Genomic DNA, 14,942 nt, shown 5'->3' with positions numbered 1-14,942 from the left:
ATGAAACGTCTCCTCTCCTTCCTGGCTCTCTCGCTCGCGCTCGCGGCGTCCGTGTGCGGCGCGAACGGCGTGCATCCGCGCCTCCTGCTCACGCCGGCCGAGGTGCAGGAGATCCGCGCCGCGCGCGGCAAGGCTCCGCTCTTCGACGCGGCGCTCGCCGAGGCGACCGACAAGGTCGCGCGGGCGCTGGCCGCGCCCATCGTGGTGCCGCAGCCGAAGGACGCCGCCGGTTTCACCCACGAGCGGCACAAGGCCAACTACGCCGAGATGCAACTCGCGGGCTTCCTGTATCAGATCACAGGAGAGGCGCGCTACGCGGCCTTCGTGAAGGCGATGCTGGAGAAATACGCCGTGCTCTACCCGACGCTCGGCAACCATCCCGCCGCCGCCAGCTCGTCGCCCGGCCGCCTCTTCCACCAGAGCCTCAACGAATGCGTCTGGCTGGTGCACGCCACGCAGGCCTACGACTGCATCTACGACACGCTGACGCCCGAGGAGCGGAAGAACATCGAGACGCACGTCTTCGAGCCGATGGCGCATTTCCTCGCCGACGAACGCGCGGCCGAGTTCGACCGCATCCACAATCACGGCACCTGGGCCGCCACCGCGGTCGGCATGGCCGGCTACGTGATGGGCGACGACGAGCTGGTGAAGAAGGCCCTCTACGGCTCGAAAATGGACGGCCGGACCGGCGGCTGGCTCAAGCAGCTCGACGAGCTCTACGCTCCCGACGGCTATTATTGCGAAGGCCCCTACTACGCGCGCTACGTGATCATGCCGTTCTACGTCTTCGCGCAGGTGATCGAGAACAACCAGCCCGAGCTGAAGGTCTTCGCGCGCCGCGGCAGCGTGCTGCGCCAGGCCGTCGACTCGCTCCTCCAGCTGACCTACGTCAACGGCGAGTTCATCCCGTTCAACGACGCGATGAAGGAAAAGACCTTCCAGTCGCCCGAAGTCGCGCTCGCCGTCGACTGGGCCTACGTCCGCTATGGCCGCGACCCGCGGCTCCTCGACATCGCGAAACGGCAGGGCGTCGTCGCGCTCAACGCCGCCGGCCTCTCCGTTGCGCAGGCGCTGGTCGCCAACCCGCGTCCGCCGGCGTTCGACTACCGCAGCGTGGCCTACGGCGACGGACCGACCGGCCGGGACGGCGGCGTGGCGCTCCTGCGCGCCCCTCGGGCGGCAGCCAGGCGCTCGCCGTGCTCAAATACTCCGCCTTCGGCATGGAGCACGGCCATTACGACAAGCTCAGCGTCATCTTCTACGACCAGGGCCGCGAAATCCTCTCCGACTACGGCTCCGCCCGCTGGGTGAACGTCGAGCAGAAGTGGGGTGGCCGCTACCTGAAGGAGAACAAGACCTACGCGAAGCAGACCGTCGCCCACAACGCGCTCGTCGTCGACGCGACCACGCAATACGGCGGCGACTACGACGCGGCCGAGCACCAGCATTCCGACGCGCATTTCTTCGCCGCGACGGATGCACAGTTCCAGGTGGTCAGCGCGCGCGACACGACCGCGGTCCCGGGCGTGGCCATGCAGCGCACGCTCGCGCTCGTGCGCGACGCCAGGCTGCCTTACCCCGTGCTGATCGACGTCCTGCGGGCGACCTCCGCCACCGAGCACGATTACGACCTGCCGTTCTACTACCAGGGCCACTTCCTCCAGACGAACGTCCCGGTCAAGGTCGCGACGACCGAGCGCAAGCCGCTGGGCAAGGCGCACGGCTACCAGCACCTGTGGTTCGAGGGCGAGGGCGTCGCGGCCGGCCCGGTGCAGTTCACGTGGCTCAACGGCAGCCGCTACTACACCGTCACGTCCGCCGCCGACGCGAAGACCCGCCTGGTGCTGACGCGCATCGGCGCCAACGACCCGGATTTCAACCTCCGCAACGAAGCCGCGTTCATGCTGCGCACGCGCGCCGCCAACCACGTCTTCGCCAGCGTGCTCGAACCCCACGGCGTGTGGGACGGCACGAAGGAGTTCACGACCGGCGGCTTCCCCACCATCAAGTCGGTGCGCGTCGTCGCGGCGACGGACGAGGGCACAGTCGTCGCCATCGCCGGCGCGAACGGCCTCGCTTGGACGCTGATGATCACCAACCGCGCCGCGGACCCGCAGGCCGCGCACCGCATCGAGGCCGACGGCAAGACCTACACCTGGACCGGCGACGCCGCGCTGCGGCGCGAATGACCGACCGACGCACTCTCATGTTCGTTCAAAAGGAACAGCTCTTCATCGCGTTCGACTCCATCGCCTGGGAGGACCAGGGCGGGGAGTGCGGCGCAAGGTCATGGCCTACGGCGACCAGATCATGGCCGCCTACGTCGAGTTCGCCGCCGGCGCCGTCGGCGCGCTGCACCGGCACCCGCACGTGCAGATCACCTTCGTGAAGACGGGCGCGTTCCGCGTCCACATCGGCGGCGAGGAGCGCGTGCTGCGCGCCGGGGATTTCTACTATATCCCCTCCGGCGTCCTGCACGGGGCGACCGCACTCGAGGCCGGCGTGCTCGTCGACGTGTTCGCGCCGATGCGCGAGGAGTTTCTCCCGAGGAAGTGACCGCATGGCGCCGCGCACGCATCTCCGTTGGTGGATCATCAGCCTGATCGCGGCCGCGACGGTCATCAACTACGTCGACCGCACCTCGCTCGCCGTGATGTGGCCGAGCATCTCCGCGGACACGGCCCTCACCAAGGGCGACTACGCCAACATCGTCTCCGCCTTCATGGTGCTCTACGCGCTCGGGCAGGCGGTGTCGGGTCGCATCTTCGACCGCGTGGGCACGCGCTTCGGCTTCGTGCTCTCGGTGACGGTGTGGTCGCTCGCCTGCGCCGGCCACGCGCTGGCGCGCAGCCTCGCCACGCTCTCGCTCGCGCGCGGCATTCTCGGCTTCAGCGAGGCGGGCAACTGGCCGGGCGCGACGAAGGCCGTGGCGGAGTGGTTCCCGCGCCACGAGCGCGCGCTCGCCCAGGGCATCTTCAACGCCGGCGCGTCGCTCGGCGCGGTCGTCTCCGCGCCGTTGATCGCGCTGCTCTTCGCCCATTTCGGCTGGCGGGCGACCTTCGTCGTCGTCGGCGGCCTCGGCCTGATCTGGCTCGTGCCGTGGTGGATTCTCGCGCGCTCGACGCCGGATCAGCATCCCTGGGTTTCGCCCGAGGAGCGCGCCCACATCCTCGGCGACCGCGCGGCGGCGCCCGCGGCTCCGGCCGCGAGTGGCGGCGCCCCGGCCGCCTCGCTCGGCGCGCTGCTCGCGCACCGCGAGGCGTGGGGCGTGATCGTCTCCCGGTTCTTCCTCGATCCGATCTGGTGGCTGTTCGTCAACTGGCTGCCGATCTACCTCGCCGACCGCTTCGGCTTCAATGTGCAGTCGATCGGGCTCTTCGCCTGGGTGCCGTATGTCGGCGCCGTCGTCGGCAGCCTGAGCGGCGGCTGGCTGTCCGGCCACCTCATTGGTCGCGGCTGGTCCGTCGACCGCGCGCGCAAGCGCGTCATCCTCCTCGGCGGCGCGCTGACGCTGCCGGGCTTCATCGCCGGGGCCTTCGCCGCGTCGCCGGTCGTCGCCGTGCTCGCAATCGCCGTCGTGCTCTGCGGATTCCAGGTGATGATCAACAACGTCCAGACGCTCCCGAGCGACTTCTTCGCCGGCTCGTCCGTCGGCACCGTCGCCGGCGTCGGCGGCATGAGCGCCGTGCTCGGCGTGCTCGTCTTCAGCACCTGGCTCGTGCCGGCGCTGAGCCGGATCAGCTACGTGCCGGTGTTCCTCATGGGCACCGCGCTCGTCCCGCTCGGCATCGCGGCCGTCTTCCTTCTCTGCGGCACCATCCGCCGCCTCGATACCCCCGCTGTTTCCGATCGGGCCTGAACCCCGATCTTCTCCCCACGACCCAAACACGAGTGCCTCGCGCACTTTTTCCGATGACCCCCAACTCCGCCTCATTCGTCAAACGTTCTACAAGCCGCCGGCACGTCGCGTCGCTGGCGTTCGCGCTGTTCACCCCGCTCGCCTTCGCCCAATCCGCCGCCCCGGCGCGCGACGAGAGCGTCGTGACGCTGCCGACGTTCACCGTCTCGACCGACAAGGACGTCGGCTACCGCGCCGCGAACTCCGTCTCGGCCACGCGCATCGACACGCCGATCAAGGACCTGCCGTTCACCGTCAGCGCCTTCACCGAGCAGTTCATCAACGACCTCGGGGCGCTCGACCTGCAGGACGTGCTGCGCTACGCCCCGGGCGTGACCAGCGGCGACAAGAGCTTCGTTGCGGGCAACAATCGCTTCTCGATCCGCGGCTTCGACGGCGACGTGCCGCCGCAGCGCAACGGCTTCGCCGGCAACCGCAACACCGACAGCGCCAACGTCGCGCGCGTCGAGGTCATGAAGGGCCCGTCCTCGCTGCTCTACGGCCAGATCGTGCCCGGCGGCACCGTGAACTACATCACGAAGCGCCCGAAGAAAAAAGCGTTCTACTCGCTCAAGACCTCCATCGGCGACCAGGGCGACTACCGCGTCGTCGCCGACGTGAACCAGCCGGTCACCGACCGCATCGGCGTGCGCGTCGTCGGTTCGTGGAACCAGGACCCGCAGTGGGCCGTCACGGGCGACACGCACACGTGGCTCTTCGCCCCGTCGCTCGCCGTGCAGATCACGAAGAAGCTCTCGCTCGTCCTCGACTACGAGAAGCTCAGCCGCCGCGAGACGCCGCCCGTCGGCATGCAGCCCAACGTCCAGATCGCGGGCTTCAGCGGCGCGCCGAGCGCCTCGACCTTCGTCAAGGTCTCCGACCGCAGCTACCAGCAGGGCCTCTTCGACGCCGGCTCCATCAACCTCGGCTTCCTCGGCGCCCCGCCGATCGCCGACGATTTCAACTACCAGGGCGACCACGACTACAAGAAGGCCGACTACGAGAACTTCAACGCCGAGCTCAACCTCCAGATCGGCGACCACTGGGTCGCGCGCGGCAACTACAGCTGGAACGCCCGCCAGGTCGCCTACAAGCTCACCGGCCTCGCCCAGTGGGACGTCACGCCCACCGCCGCCTACCGCACCGCGACGACGTCGTATTTCGACTACCTCCGCGAATACCTCGCGAATCCCACCGCGGTCCTGAACGATCCGACCAAGACCGCCAGCGTCCTGCTCAACCGCCGCAAGCGCATCCAGACCAGCGCCGACGGCTTCAACACCTACCAGGTCGACCTCTCGGGCAAATACGAGTTCGCCGGCATCAAGCTCAGCCCGCTCTTCGGTTTCTACCGCCAATACAGCCGCACCGGCGGCGGCCTGACGCTCAGCTCGAGCTCCTCCTACGGCAATTACAGCGCCACCGACGGCGCGCTGCCCTTCACCGCGTGGAACTACTTCGACCAGTCCACCTGGGACCGCTCGCCCGATTTCGACGAATACAGCCTGCCGTCCGTCTCCTCCGGCGGCTTCACCCGCGGCCGCGAGGACGCCTACTACGGCGTGCTGACCGCGAAGGCCTTCGATGACCGCCTCGTGCTCATCGGCGGCGCGCGCTACGACCGCTACCGCGCCGGCGGCGCCGCGGGCTACACCTACGACGTCAACAAGACCACGCCGCAGTTCGGCGCCGGCTGGCACCTCACGCACGACTCGCTCCTCTTCGCCAACTACAGCCGCTCCTTCCTCGTCGACGGCACCTCGCTCACCATCGAGAACCCGAACTACAACCCCAGCCTCCCGCTCAACACCTCGACCAACCCGCAGTCGATCCGCACCCCCGCGGCGCCGACCCGCGGCCTGGGCTACGAGTTCGGCTACAAGACCGACTTCTTCAACGGCCGGCTCTCCGGCACCGCGACGTGGTTCCACCTCGAGCGCGCCGACCGCATCGTCACCGTCCGCCAGCCCGTCGTCGGCCTCAACGCCAGCGGCGTGCTCTCCACCACCGAGGTCACCTTCAGCAAGCAGGGCACCGTCGACCAGAGCGAGGGCGTCGAGCTCGAGTTCACGCTCTCGCCGACCGACAACTGGCAGATTTACGCGACCTACACGACGATGGACATCCGCACGACCAAGATCACGCTGCCCACGCCGCGCCTGGCCACCGACGCGAAGGTCTCCGGCGACTACGCCGCCTACCTCCAGGGCTTCAACGACGCCGCCCGCCTCCTCCTCGGCGCCACGCCCGAGGGCTCGGCCGAGCGCCTCGCCAGCCTCTGGACGCGCTACAACTTCGCCGCCGGCTCGCTCAAGGGCCTGTGGATCGCCGGCGGCGGCAGTTACACGTCGCCCAAGGCCCAGCGCACCGCCAACCCCGCGCTCTTCCTGCCCGAGTATTACCTCTTCGACGCCGCCGTCGGCTACTCCTGGAAGCGCGACAAGCAGCCCTGGGACGTGACGCTCAACATCAAGAACCTCACCGACGAGAACTACTACCCGGCGAACCAGGCCCGCGGCAAACCGCGCCAGTTCGTCCTCAGCGTCGGCACGACCTTCTGAGTCTCACCCCGTCACGCGGCGCCCGCGACACAGCGCGGCGCCGCGTCCGGTCGCTCCCCCGCGCGAACCCCTTCCCGAGTTTCCGGCGCCGTCTGAGCGCGCGTCCCCACGCGCGCCGGCGCCGCCCCCACCATGTCCTCCGCGCGCTCCCCCGGCGCCACGCGTCGTCCGCCGTGACGCGCCGCGCGTCCGTCCGCCCCAGCAACGAAGAATCCCCCGCCGGTTTCCTGGCCACGAAACCATTGCGCTTGTCCGGTCACCCCACGTCCATCGTTCAAGTGTGCGCCCTCCGCGGCGCAGTTTCGCATCATGAAACGCACATTGCTCCTCCTCCTGTTCCTTGTCCTCGGCGCCTGCCCGGCGCTTTTCGCCCAGACCGTCACGAAGTTCGCGCTCCCGGCCTCGGCCGTCACCGCGAGCACCTACGACACCGCCAACAACGCCGTCCCCGCCAACGCGGTCGACGGCAGCCTCTCCACCCGCTGGGCGGGGCAGGGCGACGGCGCCTTCATCACGTTCGACCTCGGCCCCTCCCAGACCGTCAGCTACGTGAAGATCGCCTGGTATCAGGGCAACACCCGCACCGAGAACTTCGAGATCCGCGTCTCCAGCGACGGCCTCGCCTTCACCACCGTGTGGTCGGGCAACAGCAGCGGCACGACGACGAATTTCGAAACCTACGACTTCACCGACACCCCCGCGCGCTACGTGCGCATCGTCGGCCACGGCAACTCCTCCGGCAACGGCTGGAACAGCGTCAGCGAATGCGAAGTCTGGGGCATCGTCGGCTCCAGCGGCGGCGGCTCCACCGGCACCGTGCCGTTCACCGTCGAGTCCGAGTCGGTCGGCTACAACTCGTCGTATTGGTCACTCGTGACCGACGCCGCGGCGTCCGGCGGCACCGCGCTGAAGGAACTCGTCAACAGCACCGGCTCCGCCCCGGGCACCGGCGGCCTCGTCTACACTTTCTCGCTCGCGTCGAGCTCGACCGTCTACCTGCAGATCAAGGCCAAGGCCGCCAACACCAGCTCCGATTCCGTCTGGGCTCGCCTCGACTCCGGCAGCTGGTCGCAGTTCACCTTCGACTCCACCAACCAGTTCACCTGGCGCAACAAGTCCTACAGCAGCGTCGCCGCCGGCACGCACACCTTCGAGCTCCGCTGCCGCGAGATGAACGGCCTCGTCGATCTCGTCGCCGTCACGCTCGACAACAACACGCCGCCGCCCGTCGGCACGAACATCGTTGCCGCGCCCGTCTTCAGCCCCGGTGGCGGCACCTACACGACCGCACAAAACGTCACGATCTCGAGCGCCACGAGCGGAGCCACGATTCGCTACACGACGAACGGCACCGCGCCCACGTCGTCGACCGGCACCGTTTATTCCGGCGCCGTCAATCTCTCCGCCACCACGACGCTGCAGGCCATCGCCTATAAGTCGGGCATGACCGACAGCCCTGTGACGAGCGCGACCTACACCATCAGCGCGTCGCCGCCGCCGCAGGTCGCCGCCCCGACGTTCAGCCCGACGCCCGGCAGCTACTCGGGCGCGCAAAGCGTCACGCTTTCCTCCGCCACGAGCGGAGCCACGATCCGTTACACGACCAACGGCACCGCCCCGACCTCATCGAGCGGCACGGTCTATTCCGGCGCGATCAGCGTCGCGGAGACGACGACGCTCAAGGCCATCGCCTACAAATCCGGCATGACCGACAGCAACGTCACGAGCGCCACCTACACCATCACGACCAACGGCCTCGATCCCAACGCGCCTCCGGGCGACAACTTCGACCTCTCCCACTGGAAGATCACGCTGCCGATCAACAACGCCGAGGAGCACAGCGCCGCCGAACTCGTCGCCGGCTACGAGCATCCCGACTGGTTCTTCACCGACCCCGACACCGGCGGCATGACCTTCAAGGCGCCCAACCTCGGCGACACGACCGGCGGCTCCACCTACGCGCGCTCCGAGCTGCGCGAGATGCTCGCCCCGAGCGGCTCCGCCTCGGCCCACGCCAACAACTGGGTCACGTCGACCTCCTCCAGCTCCGTCAAGAGCGCTGCCGGCGGCGTCGACGGCACCATGAACGCCACGCTCAGCGTCGATCACGTCTCCACCACCGGCGATTCCGCCAAGGTCGGCCGCGTGGTCGTCGGCCAGATCCACGGCCCCTCCAGCGAGGTCATCCGGCTCTACTACCACAAGCGCCCGACCGACACCCGCGGCGCGATCTACTTCGGCCACGACAACCCGTCGACCGGCGCCAACACCTATGTCCCGATCCTCGGCGACCCGAACAACCTGAACCCGTCCAACGGCATCCTCCTCGGCCAGGTCTGGAGCTACGAGATCAAGGTCGTCGGCCACACCCTGACCGTGAAGGTCACGCCGCAGGGCGGCTCGACCACCACCGTGAGCTACACCATCGAGTCCGGCTACGACGGCCTCGACCTCTACTTCAAGGCCGGCGTCTACAACCAGAACAACACCGGCACGAGCGACGACTACACGCAGGCGACGTTCTACTCGCTGACCCACACGCATCCCTAGCCCGTCTCTCCGGTCCGGGTGGCCGTCCGCCGCCGCCCGGTCCGTCCCTTTGGGGGATAGGTGCGAAGCCCGCGCGCAAGCGCGGGCTTCCTTTTTCATCCGCCGCGCATTCGCGCGTAACCGCCGCGTCCCGCCGGCGTCTCTGCTCGCTCCAACCCCTCAATCCACTCATGAAAAATCGTCTGTTCATCGCCGCGGCCGCCGCGGCCCTCGTGTTCTCCACCGCCACCTTCGCCCAGGATGCCGAGCATCCGGCCAAGGACGCCAAGAAAAAGGGCGGCCCCTTCGTCAAGGCCGACAAGGATGGCGACGGCAAGCTCACCGAGGCCGAGTTCGTCGAATTCGCCGCGGCGCGCATGAATGCCGACGCCGCCAAGGCCCGCTTCAAGGAGCTCGACAAGGACGGCAACGGCTCGCTCACCCGCGAGGAATTCGCCGCCGGCATGCCGCACAAGAAGAAGGGCTGACCGCGTCGCCCCCGTCCGTGATTGCCCGGCGCGCTCTGCGGAGCGCGCCTTTTTGTTTTTTCGCCGGCCGCCCCCTCGCCGGGACACGGGGAGACGCGGCTTTACTCCGCGGCGAAAATGGCTTCGCTCTCGTCCACCACGGTTGCAAGTCGGGCCAGGCTGAGACCGCGCGCGTGTCGCCATGAACACGTCTCCCGATCGCGAACCCGTCCGCCCGCCCGTCGCCGCCTCCGGCGGCGAGGAGGCTTCCGCCCTCGCGCCCGCCGTCGCCCGCCTGGTCCGCGCCGTGCAGGAGCTGTCCCACGCGCGCTCGATCGAGGCGGTGCGCGCCGTCGTCCGCCGTGCCGCCCGCGAGATCGCCGGCGCCGACGGCGCCACCTTCGTCCTGCGCGACGGCGACCAGTGTCACTATGTCGACGAGGATGCCATCGCGCCGCTCTGGAAGGGCCAGCGCTTCCCCCTGGGCGCCTGCGCGAGCGGATGGGCGATGCTCAACCGCCGTGCCGCCGTCGTGGAGGACATCTTCGACGACCCGCGCGTGCCGATCGACGTCTACCGCGCCACCTTCGTGAAAAGCATCGTGATGGTGCCGATCCGCGCCCACGACCCCATCGGCGCCATCGGCACCTACTGGGCGGTCCGCCGCCGGGCCACGCCCGCGGAGGTCGAGCTGCTCCAGGCGCTCGCCAACACCACCGCCGTGGCGCTGGAGAACGTCCGGATTTACGCCGAGCTCGAGCAGCGCGTGCTCGACCGCACCCGGGCGCTCCGGCAGGCCAACGAGGAACTGTCCTCGTTCGCCTCCTCCGTCTCGCACGACCTGCGGGCGCCCCTGGCCGTGATCAGCGGCTACGCGGAGATGCTGCGGATCACGAGCGAGGCGGCGCTGGACGAGAAGGCGCGCGGCCTGCTCCGGCAGATCCCGGCCCAGGTGACGCGGATGTCGGCCTTGATCGACGACCTGCTGCGCCTCGCCCGCCTCCGCGACGCCGCGCTCACGCGCGCGCCGGTCGACCTCGCGGCCCTCGCGAGCGAGATCGTGCGCGGCCTGCGGGACAGCGCGCCCGACCGTCGGGTCGAGTTTGTCTGCCTGCCGTCCGCCGTCGTGGAGGGGATGCGCCGCTGCTGCGCATCGCCCTTGAAAACCTGCTCGCCAACGCCTGGAAGTTCACCGCCCGCACCGAGGCGGCGCGGGTCGAGTTCGGCCGGGCGCCGCAGCCCGACGGCACCCCGCGTTCTTCGTGCGCGACAACGGCGCCGGCTTCGACATGGCGGAGGCGCCGCAGCTCTTCACGCCGTTTCGCCGGTTGCATCAGGCGGCCGACTACGCCGGCACCGGCGTCGGCCTGACGATCGCCGCCCGCGTGATCGAGAAGCACGGCGGCCGCATCTGGGCGCAGGCGCAGCCGGAGCAGGGCGCGACGTTCTTCTTCACGCTCGACGCCGCGCGCTGAGCGCGGACCGCCGCCGGCCCGCCCCGCCGGCCTCCGTCCGGTCGCCGACGCGAGGCGGCCCACGCCGCGCGGTGCACACACTTCGCGCTTATCAAGCGCCCCCGGATCGGGTTCGCTGGCGGGCGTATGATACGCCTCCTCACCCCTCGCTGGCTCGCGGCGTGCGCCGCGGCGTTCGTTCTCCTCTCCTCCGTCCTGCGCGCCGCCGACCCCGCGGCCCTCGGCTTCGACCCGCAGCGGCTCCAGCGGCTCGACGCCCTGGTCCAGCGCGAGATCGACGCCGGCAAGCTCGCCGGCGCCGTCGCCATCGTGAAGCGCGACGGACAGGACGCCGTGCTCAAGTCCTACGGCTACCTCGACGTCGAGAACCGCATCCCCATGCGCAACGACGCCATCTTCCGCATCGCCTCGATGAGCAAGGCCGTCACCACCGTCGCCGCACTCATGCTCTACGAGGAGGGCCGCTTCCTCCTCAGCGATCCGATCAGCAAGTGGATCCCCGAGTTCTCCCGCTCCGTCGTCGCCGTGCCGCCGCCGCCCGGTTCGCCGGCCGACGTCAAATACGTCACCGTGCCGGCCAAGCGCGGCATCACCATCCACGACCTCATGACGCACACCGCCGGCCTCACCTACGGCGACTTCCTCGCCAAGGAGGATTACCAGAAGGCCAGGGCCTACGGCTGGTATCTCCTCGATCACGACGAGACGATCGGCGACTTCGTGAAGCGCCTCGCCAAGCTCCCGCTGGCGACGCAGCCGGGCGAGGGCTTCGACTACGGCTATGGCACCGACGTGCTCGGCTACCTCGTCGAGGTGATCTCCGGCCAGCCGCTCGACCAGTTCGTCGAGGAGCGCATCTGCCGCCCGCTCGGGATGAAGGACACCGGTTTCTACCTGCCGAAGGAAAAGGCCGACCGCCTCGCCGTCGTCTACGGCCTGGTCAACGGCAAGCTCACGCGCATGGAGGATTCCAAGCGCTCCGACTTCATCGACGGTCCGCGCAAGCTCTTCTCCGGCGGCGCCGGCCTCCTCTCCACCGCGAGCGACTACGGCCGCTTCCTCCAGATGCTGCTCAACGGCGGCGAACTCGACGGCGTGCGCCTGCTCAGCCCGCGCACGGTCGCCCTCATGCACGTCAACCACACGCGCGACCTCTTCAAGTGGAACACCCGCGCCTTCGGTCTCGGCTTCTGGGTCAACGAAGACCCCGGCAACCTCGGCGAGAACATCGGCCAGGGCGCCTACGGCTGGGGCAGCGCCTACTATCCCGAATACGCCGTCGATCCCAAGGAGCGCCTCGTCATGCTCCTCATGATGCAGCTCCGCCCCGCCGGCGGCGAAAACCTCAACCACCGCTACAAGCCGGTCATCTACCAGGCGCTGAAGTAATCGAGAACGCCCCGCGTTGCGCCGGCCGAGGCGCTTGCTGGCAAGCGCCCGCGCGCGAACGACCGTTGCAGGCAACGGATTCTGTCGGTCGGAAGCGCTACGAGATGGAAACTAAAAAGGCGCGCCGGTTGGGGCGCGCCTGGAGAGCGGGTGGAACTCGCTTGGTGTGGCTCAGACGAGCAGCAGCGCGGGTTTCTCGAGCAGGTCCTTGAGCGCGGCGAGGAACTGCGCGCCGAGGGCGCCGTCGACGACGCGGTGGTCGCACGAGAGCGTCAGGACCATCGTCTGCCCGACGACGATCGCGCCGTTCTTCACGACCGGCTTGGTGACGGTCGTGCCGACGGCGAGGATGGCGGCGTTGGGCGGGTTGATGATGGCGGAGAAGCGCTCGATGCCCATCATGCCGAGGTTCGACACGCAGAACGTGCCGCCGGTGAACTCGTCGGGCTTGAGCTTCTTTTCCTTGGCGCGTTTGCCGAGCGGCTTGGCCTCGGCGCTGATCGCGAACACGGACTTCTGGTGGGCGTCGCGGATGACCGGCGTGATGAGGCCGTCCTCGATCGCGACGGCGAAGGAGACGTGCGCGGCGCCGAAGTATTGGATGCCGGTGCCGGTCCAGGAGGCGTTGACGCCGGGGACGCGGCGGAGCGCCTCGGCGCTGGCCTTGAGGACGAAGTCGTTGACCGAGAGCTTCACGCCCTCGGCCTCGAGGCCGGCGTTCAGCTGGGCGCGGAGCGCGAGCAGCGGCTCGGCGTCGACTTCGATCTCGAGGTAGAAGTGCGGGATGGTCGTCTTGGCCTCGAGCAGGCGCTTGGCGATGGTCGCGCGCATGTTCGTGGCGGGGACGGTGCGGTCTTCCTGGATCGGGCCGGTGCGCGACGGCGTGCCGCCGGTGAAGGCGGCGCCGGACTTCGCGGCGGCGGCCGGCGCGGCGGACTTGGCCTGAAGCAGGGCGGGATTGGCGACGGCGGCGAGGACGTCGGCCTTCACGATGCGGCCGTGCGGGCCGGTGCCGGCGAGGCCGGCGACGTTGAGGTTGTTTTGCGCGGCGATCTTCTTCGCGAGCGGCGAGATTTTGACGCGGCCGTCGGCCGCGGGTTGAGAGTTGAGAGTTGAGGGTTGAGAGACCGGAGCGGGAGCGGCGGCCGAGGTCGGGCCCTCCTTCGCCGAGGCTACGGAGGGCGACTGCGCCGGAGCGGGGGTGGCGGGAGCGGACGGTGTGACAGTGGCCGGCGCAGTCGGAGCCGGCGCTGCGGGGGCTGCGCCCTGCGAAGCCTTCGGCGAAGCAGGGGCGTCGACCTTTTCGCCGGGCTGGCCGATGGCGCAGAGCGGGGCGCCGATGGCGACCTGCGAGCCGGCGGGAGCGAAGATCTTGACGAGCGTGCCGTCGAAGAACGACTCGAGCTCCATCGTCGCCTTGTCGGTTTCGACCTCGGCGAGCATGTCGCCGGACTTCACGGCGTCGCCTTCCTTCTTGAGCCACTTGACGAGCGTGCCCACCGACATCGTGTCGGAGAGCTTCGGCATATCGATGATGTTGGCCATGGGGTGGCGCGCCTTCGGCGCGCAGTTGAGAGTTGAGGGACGAGAGTTGAGAGACGGTTTACTTCAGGACCTCGAGCGCGGCGGTGAAGATGCGGTCGACGTTGGGGAGCTGGAGCTTTTCGAGCGGCGGGCTGTAGATCGCGGGCGAGTCGATCGAGGTGACGCGCTTGATCGGGGCGTCGAGATCGTCGAAGGCCTTTTCCGCGATGATGCAGGCGAGCATGGCGCCGACGGAGCAGAAGGGCTTGGCTTCCTCGACGATGAGGACGCGGTTGGTCTTGCGGACCGAGTTCAGCACGGTCTCCTCGTCGAGCGGGCGGATCGAGCGGAGGTCGACGACCTCGGCGTTGATGTTGTGCTTTTCCTTGAGGAGGTCGGCGGCCTTGAGGGCCATCTGGATCGGGCGGCCGTGGCCGACGATCGTGAGGTCGGTGCCGGCGCGTTTCACGTCGGCCTTGCCGAGCGGAATGAGGTATTCGCCGTCCGGCACCTCGCACGACTCGCCGTAGAGCATGGTGTTTTCCATGAACAGCACGGGGTCGTTGTCGCGGATGGCGGACTTCATGAGGCCCTTGGCGTCGTAGGCGTTGGACGGGACGACGACCTTGATGCCGGGGTGGTAGGCGGCGATGCCCTCGGGCGTGTGCGAGTGGGTGGCGCCGACGTTCGTGCCGCCGTTGGCGGGGCCGCGGAGCACGATCGGGCAGTTGATGAGGCCGCCGGACATGTAGCGGATGTTGGCGGCGTTGTTGAAGATCTGGTCGAAGGCGACCGAGTAGAAGCTGAAGAACATCAGCTCCATGATCGGGCGCATGCCGAGCATGGCGGCGCCGACGCCCATGCCGATGAATCCGGCTTCGGAGATCGGCGTGTCGATGATGCGCTTCGGGCCGTATTTGGCCAACATGCCTTCGGAGACCTTGTAGGCGCCGTTGAACTGGCCGACTTCCTCGCCCATGAGCACGACGTTCTCGTCGCGCTCGATTTCCTCGCTCATGGCGTGGCGGAGGGCTTCGCGGTAGGTGATGACGGGCATTGCGGAAAAGTTGAGAGTTGAGAGATGAGAGTTGAGAGC

Annotated in this window: 11 protein-coding genes and 1 pseudogene; 10 read left to right on the top strand and 2 right to left on the bottom strand. The window is 68.7% G+C overall.

Translation table 11 applies throughout. The features are described 5' to 3' along the window. The 10 genes and pseudogenes from ACMYLB_RS15060 (at nucleotide 1) to ACMYLB_RS15015 (ending at nucleotide 12,322) form a co-directional block, all read left to right on the top strand. Nucleotides 1-1,314: an alginate lyase family protein gene (locus tag ACMYLB_RS15060; RefSeq protein ID WP_415907791.1), complete on the top strand. Its 1,314-nt coding sequence runs from the start codon at nucleotides 1-3 to the stop codon at nucleotides 1,312-1,314. Continuing rightward, the gene (locus ACMYLB_RS15055; RefSeq protein WP_415907790.1) at nucleotides 1,200-2,192 is read left to right on the top strand and encodes a heparinase II/III family protein; all 993 of its coding nucleotides are present in this window, start codon (nucleotides 1,200-1,202) and stop codon (nucleotides 2,190-2,192) included. Before ACMYLB_RS15060 ends, ACMYLB_RS15055 begins: the two co-directional genes overlap by 115 nt. Nucleotides 2,193-2,292: 100 nt before the next feature. Next, nucleotides 2,293-2,559, top strand: coding sequence for a cupin domain-containing protein (locus ACMYLB_RS15050; RefSeq protein ID WP_415907789.1), 267 nt, complete (start codon nucleotides 2,293-2,295; stop codon nucleotides 2,557-2,559). 4 nt (nucleotides 2,560-2,563) lie between these two features. Continuing rightward, the gene (locus ACMYLB_RS15045; protein ID WP_415907788.1) at nucleotides 2,564-3,862 is read left to right on the top strand and encodes an MFS transporter; all 1,299 of its coding nucleotides are present in this window, start codon (nucleotides 2,564-2,566) and stop codon (nucleotides 3,860-3,862) included. 53 nt (nucleotides 3,863-3,915) lie between these two features. Continuing rightward, nucleotides 3,916-6,462, top strand: a complete 2,547-nt coding sequence (locus ACMYLB_RS15040; protein ID WP_415907787.1) for a TonB-dependent siderophore receptor — start codon at nucleotides 3,916-3,918, stop codon at nucleotides 6,460-6,462. Nucleotides 6,463-6,771: 309 nt separating this feature from the next. Further along, the gene (locus tag ACMYLB_RS15035) at nucleotides 6,772-9,012 is read left to right on the top strand and encodes a polysaccharide lyase family 7 protein (RefSeq protein WP_415907786.1); all 2,241 of its coding nucleotides are present in this window, start codon (nucleotides 6,772-6,774) and stop codon (nucleotides 9,010-9,012) included. 170 nt (nucleotides 9,013-9,182) lie between these two features. Continuing rightward, nucleotides 9,183-9,479 (top strand): EF-hand domain-containing protein, encoded by a 297-nt coding sequence (locus ACMYLB_RS15030; protein ID WP_415907785.1) that lies wholly within the window; start codon nucleotides 9,183-9,185, stop codon nucleotides 9,477-9,479. Nucleotides 9,480-9,660: 181 nt separating this feature from the next. Continuing rightward, a pseudogene (locus ACMYLB_RS15025) lies at nucleotides 9,661-10,404 on the top strand (GAF domain-containing protein); the annotation flags it as partial. 316 nt (nucleotides 10,405-10,720) lie between these two features. After that, entirely contained in the window at nucleotides 10,721-10,933 is a 213-nt protein-coding gene (locus tag ACMYLB_RS15020) for an ATP-binding protein (protein WP_415907784.1), read from the top strand. A gap of 126 nt (nucleotides 10,934-11,059) precedes the next feature. After that, complete coding sequence (locus ACMYLB_RS15015) at nucleotides 11,060-12,322, top strand: serine hydrolase domain-containing protein (RefSeq protein WP_415907783.1); 1,263 nt, start codon at nucleotides 11,060-11,062, stop codon at nucleotides 12,320-12,322. Between the two features lie 171 nt (nucleotides 12,323-12,493). Here ACMYLB_RS15015 and ACMYLB_RS15010 read toward each other — a convergent pair whose 3' ends face one another. Continuing rightward, entirely contained in the window at nucleotides 12,494-13,867 is a 1,374-nt protein-coding gene (locus ACMYLB_RS15010; protein ID WP_415907782.1) for a pyruvate dehydrogenase complex dihydrolipoamide acetyltransferase, read from the bottom strand. A 58-nt stretch (nucleotides 13,868-13,925) separates the two neighbouring features. Further along, nucleotides 13,926-14,903 (bottom strand): alpha-ketoacid dehydrogenase subunit beta, encoded by a 978-nt coding sequence (locus ACMYLB_RS15005; RefSeq protein WP_415907781.1) that lies wholly within the window; start codon nucleotides 14,901-14,903, stop codon nucleotides 13,926-13,928. Nucleotides 14,904-14,942: the final 39 nt, after the last annotated feature.

Origin of the sequence: Oleiharenicola sp. Vm1, assembly GCF_047777955.1 — a bacterium.
GTDB lineage: Bacteria > Verrucomicrobiota > Verrucomicrobiia > Opitutales > Opitutaceae > Didemnitutus.
The sequence above is the reverse complement of the archived record's forward strand: the minus strand, read 5'-3'. Positions and strand labels throughout refer to the sequence as shown.